An 8,647-nucleotide genomic window follows, 5' to 3' on the forward strand; every position below is an offset into this window, starting at 1 on the left:
GTTACAGACCAAGCTAAATCACATCCGAATGCGACCGCTGTCTGATTTAATCGAACGTTTTCCAAGAGCTTTACGCGATTTAAATGTCGAGTATGGCAAAAATGTTCAGTTAAAAATCGAAGGTGGCAACACTTTAATTGAACGCAGCATTTTAGAAGCTTTAAACGAACCTTTAATGCACTTGTTAAGGAACGCTTTCGATCATGGAATCGAAGACTCTGCCACGCGTCGCCTTTTAGGAAAACCAGAACAAGGATTAATTGAAATTACAGCTAATCACCGCAGTAATCGCACCATCATTACTATCCGTGATGATGGTTGGGGCATTTCTCTGGAGAAAATTCGCACCCGCGCCTTAACTATGGGATTAGATGCTTCTCTACTCGCTAATGCTAGTGATGAAGAATTATTATCACTAATTTTTGAACCAGGTTTTACCACCTCCGAGCAAGTTACAGCATTATCTGGCCGAGGTGTTGGTATGGATGTGGTTCGCAACAACCTCAAACTAATTCGAGGAGATGTAAAAGTTGATACGGAACCAGGAGTTGGTACTACCTTCACCTTATCAGTACCGTTTACACTTTCCGTTGCTCGAGTTTTGCTGGTAGAAATCAACAAAATTCTATTAGCATTTCCCACAGATGTCATTTCAGAAATATCTTTACTCGAAGACGAGCGAGTTTTTGAAATGGCTGGTAGCGAAGTTTTAAATTGGCAAGGAACCATGCTGCCACTGATTCGCTTAACTCGTTATTTAGAGTTTAATTGCCTACGCTACGATAGCGCAGAGTTGGAAATTCCGGCAGCCATTAGTACTAACAGTGTGTTAGTAGTCAAAGGTAATAATCAGTCAGTAGCAATCCAAATAGATCGTTGCTGGGGTGAACAAGAAGTTGCGATTCGCCAAGTCGAGGGAAATATACCTTTACCTGAAGGCTTCAGCAATTGCACAATTCTCGGAGATGGTCGGGTCGTGCCACTAGTTAATGTTAATGAGTTGCTGTATTGGATTGCTACAAATAAAAAGACACCGAAAGGTACTCAATTACCATCAGCAAGGTTAAAAACACCGTTCCTGATATTTGATGAAGAGAAAATATCAGCAGCATCTATTAAACAGAAAGGCACAATTTTAATCGTAGATGATTCGATTAATGTACGCCGCTTTTTAGCCCTGACTCTTGAAAAAGGAGGGTATCAAGTAGAGCAAGCTAAAGACGGTCAAGATGCTTTAGACAAGCTCCATAGTGGATTGAGAGTTGAAGCAGTAATTTGTGATATTGAAATGCCTCGCCTTGATGGATATGGCTTTTTAGGTAAGGTAAATTCAGACGTTGATACAAAAAATATTCCAGTTGCAATGCTGACATCTCGTAGCAGCAATAAACATCGACAACTGGCTATGCAATTGGGGGCACGGGCTTACTTTTCTAAACCTTATAATGAGCAAGAGTTATTGCAAACGCTGGAGGAAATAATTCGTAATGTAGCAGAAAAGGCAGCTTCTAATTAATAATTCATAATCATGTTTCAGATATTTTCGTAGAGTGTGTTACGCCAAAGGCTAACGCTCTAGTACAGCACGGCGTAAATCAACCACCCATTTCAAATTAACGAAACGCTTACACTGTATTCATTTTGACTTTTGATTTTTGACTTCCGCCTTGCGGTAGCCCTGGCGATTAGAAATCGCGACTACACAAACAAAACCCACCTTTCCTGCGGAACGCCAAGGGCGAACGTGGGTTAAAAATTTGGCTTTTTCGTTAGTCCGCGTATAAAGAAGTAGTATGATTTAAGCGATCGCCGCCTTGGTGCAACTGCTGCAATCAACTACTGTGGATGACGACACCCGTAGGGGGGCAGCATCAAGCTTAGGGGAAATTATACAGACAGAACATTTATGTTTTCGTTACCACAACTTTAAGCAAAGCTTATCAATTAAGTTGTTTCGTTACCAATGCTTATATATTTGTGGCAACGCTTTAGCGATGCTTAACAACGCTTAAGCAAGGTTTATCAATTAAGTGATTTGGTTAAGAACGCTTATATATTTGTGGTAACGCTTAAGCAAAGTTTATCAATGAAGTGGTTTGGTTAAGAACGCTTATATATTTGTGGCAAACGCTTATGCTTTCATTACCACAGTCTAAAAGCATCCTCCAAAACGATCGCAAATAGTCGATTTCTACAATCGGCTAGCTAATCTTTCTTTTTTTATGGTTAACTTATCCCATTATAGCGGCTCTCGATTATGTGAGAACACTAAAATACAAAATACTTGCTGTGAAATGATTTCAGTATTATTTTTGTATCTCACTCAACTGCATACCGCTATATCTTCTAGCTCAAGCTAATGCGGTGTTTCGAGCAGCCGGAATATGCGACTGGAAGGAGTCTTTGTCAGTGCCGCCGCAGCCCATACCCTTGCTTTAAAAATCAAAACAATTCAAATAACGAGGTGAACGATAAGCAACCAAAAAAAAGCCAAGGATTTTGGCGTTTTATAATTTAGCAAGCTTTTTACTGAAGATTTCTTATTCAGCAATGGTTTTAGAAACATTTTGTGTTCGCCTTGATTTATTAATGAGGCAGGAACATTAACATCATAAGTACCAAAAGTCTAGTGATTGACAGATTGAAGAAAGATAAAGTATACATATACCTGTAATAAATGGTAACAATTAGTTTTATTCAATACATATTTAGGAAAGCAAGTTTTAGGCTTTCATTTGAACTGAATATTTGTCTTAACCATTGGTTAACTAAATCTAAATCAACAATTGAGTAAATTAATTTTTGGAGTTGAACAGAATATTTGTTTTAACTATTGGTTAACCAAATCTAAATCAACAATTGAGTAAATTAATTTTTGGAGTTTTTGAGAGTAAGTCAAAGCACAAGCGAACACATATTTATGGCTATTTAACCAGGTAAAAATAGAAATTCTTCATTGAAGAATTAATTAACTCATGATGAATAGCAGAAACAAGTCCTTATTTAGCAACGATATACCAGCATCGTTTGTCGTATTTCTTGTTGCTCTACCTCTGTGTATGGGTATAGCGATCGCCTCTGGTGTTCCGCCAGCACGCGGCCTAATCACTGGAATAGTAGGGGGAATAATTGCAGGTTCGATTTCTGGTTCTCCGTTGTTAGTAAGTGGGCCAGCAGCTGGATTAGTAGTGGTGGTTGCAGAAATCGTCCATAAATACGGCATTGAAATGGTCGGGCCAATTCTGCTATTAGCAGGTCTGATCCAATATTTGGCAGGCATATCTAGACTAGGCCAGTTATTTCGTGCTATGTCTCCCGCCGTCATTTACGGAATGCTTGCAGGTATTGGGATATTAATCATCGGTTCCCAATTCCATGTCATGTTAGATGACTCACCACACACACATGGGCTAGATAATTTACTGGCAATACCTGGGGCTATACATAAAGCTGTCACACTCCAAGATGGAGTCGTGCATGAGATTGCCGGGCTACTTGGTGTGATGACGATCGCAATTATCGTTGTTTGGGATAAATTTAAGCCGCGCCGTTTGAAACTATTGCCTGGCGCACTCATTAGTGTAGTTGTAGTCACCACCGTTGCTAGTTTCTATAACTTAGAAGTTAACCGCGTTGACGTAGCAGGAAACTTACTAAAGGCAGTTCAACTACCAACCCTTGGCAGCTTACCACGCCTCATAAACGCACCAGTGATGCTGCAAGCGTTCACAATTGCACTAATTGCTAGTGCAGAAAGTTTGCTTTCAGCAGTAGCCGTTGATCGTCTGCACACTGGTTCCAGAAGTGATTTTGATAAGGAATTGGCAGCACAAGGAATTGGCAACATGATTTGTGGCTTTCTAGGTGCTTTGCCAATGACAGGAGTAATTGCTCGTAGTTCCGTCAACGTAGAAGCAGGCGGAAAAACTAGATTATCTACAATACTTCATGGCATATGGCTGTTGGTTTTAGTAGTTGCTGCACCAGGCTTACTAAGATTGATTCCCACATCTTGTTTGGCAGCGATTCTAGTTTACACAGGCTACAAACTAATTGAAGTAAAACACATTCGCCAGTTGAGAAAGTACGGTCGTTTACCTATGGCGATCTTCTTCGCCACTCTGATCGGAATTGTCACCACCGACCTGCTTTCAGGTGTAATAATTGGTATCGTTCTCACTTCAGGCACACTAATTTATAAAATGTCCAATCTGATTATTCAAATTGTAGAAAATGAGGAAGATCATCAGCAAATAGATATTTATCTACAAGGAGCAGCCACCTTCGTTAGGCTACCACAACTGGCGAAAACCCTAGAAAAAGTGCCAGCACCAACCAACTTGCACGTCCATCTAGAAAACCTAGCTTACATAGACCACTCTTGCCTTGATTTGTTATCGCTATGGGCAAAACAACAGCAAGAAAGAGGCAGCATCGTGATTATGCGATGGGAAGGATTAATGGAGCGTAATCGTCATCCTTTTGAAGTTCATCCAACACTAGATGTGTAGAACTAATTCATCTACCAATAGATATAGATTTGGAGGCTCTTAAAGTAGCTTTTCTATAAGGTCAAAAGAAGCAGATAATCAGACACAATAATCCCGTCACACAATTGCCGATCCTGATAAATTACCCTGCTTCCTTAGCCTCTTTGATTCTCTAATATTTCCATCTGAAGGCATATCCATCTGAAGACGAAACGATGTGAACCTACAACCTTAGAGGTATTTTAATGACTGATTTTTTTATTCAAACCACCTGGTTGATTCCTTTTTATGGCTTGTTAGGAGCAGTTTTAACCTTACCTTGGTCAACAGGAATCATTCGTCGTACAGGTCCACGTCCCGCAGCTTACTTCAATTTGCTCATGACTGTGGGTGCATACCTTCATGGTTTGTTTGTTTTTAGTATCCTATGGGATCAAGCACCACAAACACTGTCTTTCAATTGGTTCCAAGTAGCAGATTTCAATTTTTCCTTTACTTGGGAAATCTCATCAGTCAGTCTTGGGGCTATGGAACTAATTACCGGTTTAAGCCTCCTGACACAGATGTTTGCGTTGGGATACATGGAAAAGGACTTTGCACTGGCTCGCTTCTTCGGGTTGATGGGATTTTTTGAAGGCGCGATGAGTGGTTTAGTCATAAGTGGTTCTCTACTGCTTACTTACTGCTTTTTGGAACTACTGACTCTTTCTACATACCTGTTAGTAGGGTTTTGGTACGCACAGCCCTTGGTGATAAAGGCTGCGCGTGATGCCTTCCTCACCAAGCGGGTAGGAGACATATTGCTATTAATAGGAGTGGTAGCGCTTTCTAACTTTGCAGGTAGTACTAATTTTTCCGACCTTTATCAATGGGCAGCAAGCGCTAACTTATCACCAATTGCCGCAACTCTCTTGTGCTTGGTATTACTAGCCGGGCCTGTAGGAAAATGCGCTCAGTTCCCTCTCCACCTTTGGTTGGATGAAGCAATGGAAGCTCCCAGCCCTGCATCAGGTTTGCGAAATTCGCTGGTGGTTTCTTGTGGTGCTTATGTCTTGATTAAACTCCAGCCGATTTTAGCAATTTCACCAGTAGCACTGGCAACTTTAGTAACAATTGGGGCAGTTACCGCTATTGGCTCCTCATTAGTATCACTCGCCCAAATTGATATCAAACGTGCCTTATCGCATTCTACTAGTGCTTACATGGGATTGGTATTCATTGCTGTAGGTATGGGACAGATCAACCTTGCCCTGATGATGATTTTGGCTCATGTGATCGCCAAAGCTCTCCTATTTATGAGCATCAGTTCCGTCATTGCTACAACCAACACCCAAGATTTAACAGAAATGGGAGGATTGGGTAAGACTATGCCAATTACAGCTGGGGCTTTTCTCATAGGCACAGTTGCATTAATTGGATTGTTTCCTTTTGGTGGCTTTTGGGCAATGCAGGACGGGATTAACTACTTTTTGGCAGATTCTTCCTGGTTAGTAGGGTTGTTGCTACTGGTTAACGGTTTAACAGCCCTGAACTTAACTCGGATATTTCGTATTGTTTTCTTAGGTTCATCTCAACTTAAAACTCGCTGCGCCCCAGAAGTTGGTTGGCAGTTAGGATTACCAATGGTAATTATGGCAATAACTACACTGTCTGTGCCAGGAATGCTAAGAAGTTTAAATGTCTTGCCAGCTTGGTCATCTGTAAATCAGCAAGGAATCATCTTACTGATTCTATCGAGTCTATTAGGTTGCATAATTGGCAGTGCAATAAAAATACAACGCAATTGGCTGAACCCGACAAATAAGACTGTCAGATTTGTATCTAACCTGTTGGCATACGATTTTTACATAGAGCAGGTTTACCAGTACAGTGTAGTTTTTGTTGTAGCTCAGTTTTCCAAATTCACCGCTTGGTTTGATCGTTATATTTTGGATAGCTCAGTAAATTTTGTGGGTCTGGCAACGATTTGGAGTGGCCAAGGCATGAAATACAGTGCTTCTGGTAGATCGCAACTTTATTTACTGACCATTCTTTTGGGAGTCAGCCTTTTAAGTATTATCGTCAGTTGGGAACCTCTGCAATTCCTAGACTTCTCTAGTTTCTTTAACAATAGATCTGTTATGCAAGCAGAAATTTTACCTTGAAGTTACAGGTAAACATAGATGCTTAACCAATGAAACAACCGTAGTTTTACCATATAGGACTTACGCACAGGTTACAAAATAACGTAAACGCGCTCTGTGTAAATTTCTGTGCGCCATGCGGACACACACAAATGAGAGTTTGACAAAACTTTTGCGTAAGTCCTCACTAAAATTCAAATAAGTTTCTAACTTTTTGTCAGGGTTTGCATCCGAGTTTTTCAACCATGCATGAAATTACTTTCCTACTGCCAATTTTTAAGTTAGGAGCCTAAATATGCTTAGTGCCTTGATTTGGATACCAGCAATTGCTGCTGCTATCATCAGTTTTTTTCCTGGTGTTACACCTCGGATTGCACGTTGGACAGCTTTCACTACTACTGTTGGGATGTTGATTTTGTCTTTGGTTTTAGTTAGTAAATTCGAGCTACTAAATTCCAATTGGCAATTTCAAGAGTATTTTCCTTGGATTGAACATCTGGGTTTTACCTATCATCTGGGCGTTGATGGCTTATCACTACCTTTAATAGTGCTTAATGGGTTATTGGGTGCGATCGCTATCTATAGCACTGATCAACTAAACCATAGACCTAGATTTTACTATGCGCTCATCTTGTTATTGAATGCTGGAGTTACTGGTGCTTTCCTTGCTCAAGATTTGCTGTTGTTCTTTCTGTTCTATGAGCTAGAGTTAATTCCTCTGTATTTACTCATCGCTATCTGGGGTGGTCAGCGCCGAGAGTACGCTGCTATGAAGTTTTTGATTTATACGGCGGTTTCTGGCATTCTCGTACTTATTGGTTTTCTAGGTTTAGTTGGTTTAAGTGGTGCTACCAGTTTTACTTACGATACTGCACTGTCATCTGTTTTACCTCTAACTACTCAAATCCTTTTACTATCCACAATTTTGCTGGGATTTGCGATCAAAACACCTCTAGTTCCCTTCCATACTTGGTTGCCAGATGCTCACGTTGAAGCTTCCACACCTATTTCGGTTCTATTGGCTGGAGTGCTATTGAAATTGGGAACCTATGGACTAGTACGGTTTGGCTTAGGCTTGTTTCCCGAAGCATGGTCAGTTTTAGCACCTTGGTTAGCAACATGGGCAGTAGTAAGCGTTCTTTATGGCGTTTTTGCTGCAATTACTCAAAAAGACATGAAAAAGATGGTAGCCTATAGTTCGATTGGACACATGGGTTATGTCTTACTAGGCGCAGCCGCAGGCACGGCTGTAAGTCTTACAGGTGCAATCTTTCAAATGGTGAGTCACGGTTTAATTTCTGCCTTACTATTTCTCTTAGTTGGTGTTGTTTACAGCAAAACAGGCACTCGTGACTTAAATAAACTTAAAGGCTTATTAAATCCTGAACAAGGTTTACCCGTAATTGGTAGTTTGATGATTTTGGCTGTGATGGCAAGTGCTGGTATTCCTAGTATGGCTGGCTTTGTGGCTGAATTTTTGTGCTTCCGGGGCAGTTTTATGGTGTATCCAGTACAAACGGTTCTGTGTATGTTAGCCACAGGTTTAACAGCAGTTTATTTCTTGATATTGCTAGATAATGCTTTCTTTGGACGTATCCAAGAAGATATTGCTCCAGAATCTGTAAAATGGTCAGAACGCATTCCTGGCATCATTTTGGCAGTAATTATCATCTTCTTGGGAGTACAACCAGGATTTTTAACTGGCAAAAGCGATGCTACTACAACCGCAATGCTTGCACCCTTACCTACAATCTCTCAACGCTTTTAGTTTGAGTAACATTTGCTTACCGCATAGACACGAAAATAATCTCATTTTGCGGTTTGTCATCACAAAAACTTTGGTTAATTACATACTTATCAATTAGTCCACAATCTTTCACTAGGTAGAGAAAATGGTTACGACTCTTCCCAACCCCCAACCATCAAGACATGCTTTGAGTGAATACATTTACCGTTTAGAAAACGGTGATGCTTTGCTACCTGATTCTCCAGGAAATTTGGTAGAAGTTGTAGGGATTTTACACAGTTATGGAA

5 protein-coding genes are annotated in these 8,647 nt (G+C 40.5%); all 5 read left to right on the forward strand.

Annotated features, from left to right (window positions below; genetic code table 11):
* Positions 1–1,516 (forward strand): hybrid sensor histidine kinase/response regulator (locus IQ229_RS04315; RefSeq protein ID WP_194041595.1); only part of this gene is annotated, 1,516 nt, incomplete at its 5' end.
* 1,459 nt (positions 1,517–2,975) lie between these two features.
* Complete coding sequence (locus tag IQ229_RS04320) at positions 2,976–4,511, forward strand: SulP family inorganic anion transporter (RefSeq protein WP_194041597.1); 1,536 nt, start codon at positions 2,976–2,978, stop codon at positions 4,509–4,511.
* A gap of 224 nt (positions 4,512–4,735) precedes the next feature.
* A complete protein-coding gene (locus IQ229_RS04325) occupies positions 4,736–6,634 on the forward strand; it encodes an NAD(P)H-quinone oxidoreductase subunit F (protein WP_194041599.1) in 1,899 nt (632 codons plus the stop codon).
* A 274-nt stretch (positions 6,635–6,908) separates the two neighbouring features.
* Positions 6,909–8,381: an NADH-quinone oxidoreductase subunit M gene (locus IQ229_RS04330; protein WP_194041601.1), complete on the forward strand. Its 1,473-nt coding sequence runs from the start codon at positions 6,909–6,911 to the stop codon at positions 8,379–8,381.
* 124 nt (positions 8,382–8,505) lie between these two features.
* Positions 8,506–8,647, forward strand: a 142-nt coding sequence (locus IQ229_RS04335) for a CO2 hydration protein (RefSeq protein WP_322743942.1), incomplete at its 3' end; no start/stop codon positions are given.

The organism is Nostoc cf. edaphicum LEGE 07299, assembly GCF_015207245.1.
In the GTDB taxonomy this organism is placed as follows: Bacteria; Cyanobacteriota; Cyanobacteriia; order Cyanobacteriales; family Nostocaceae; genus Nostoc; species Nostoc edaphicum_B.

Excerpts from the sequence above, each read along its gene's own strand:
- IQ229_RS04320 (WP_194041597.1), top strand. The coding sequence starts at position 2,976 with ATGATGAATAGCAGAAACAAGTCCTTATTTAGCAACGATATACCAGCA.
- IQ229_RS04325 (WP_194041599.1), top strand. The coding sequence starts at position 4,736 with ATGACTGATTTTTTTATTCAAACCACCTGGTTGATTCCTTTTTATGGC.
- IQ229_RS04330 (WP_194041601.1), top strand. The coding sequence starts at position 6,909 with ATGCTTAGTGCCTTGATTTGGATACCAGCAATTGCTGCTGCTATCATC.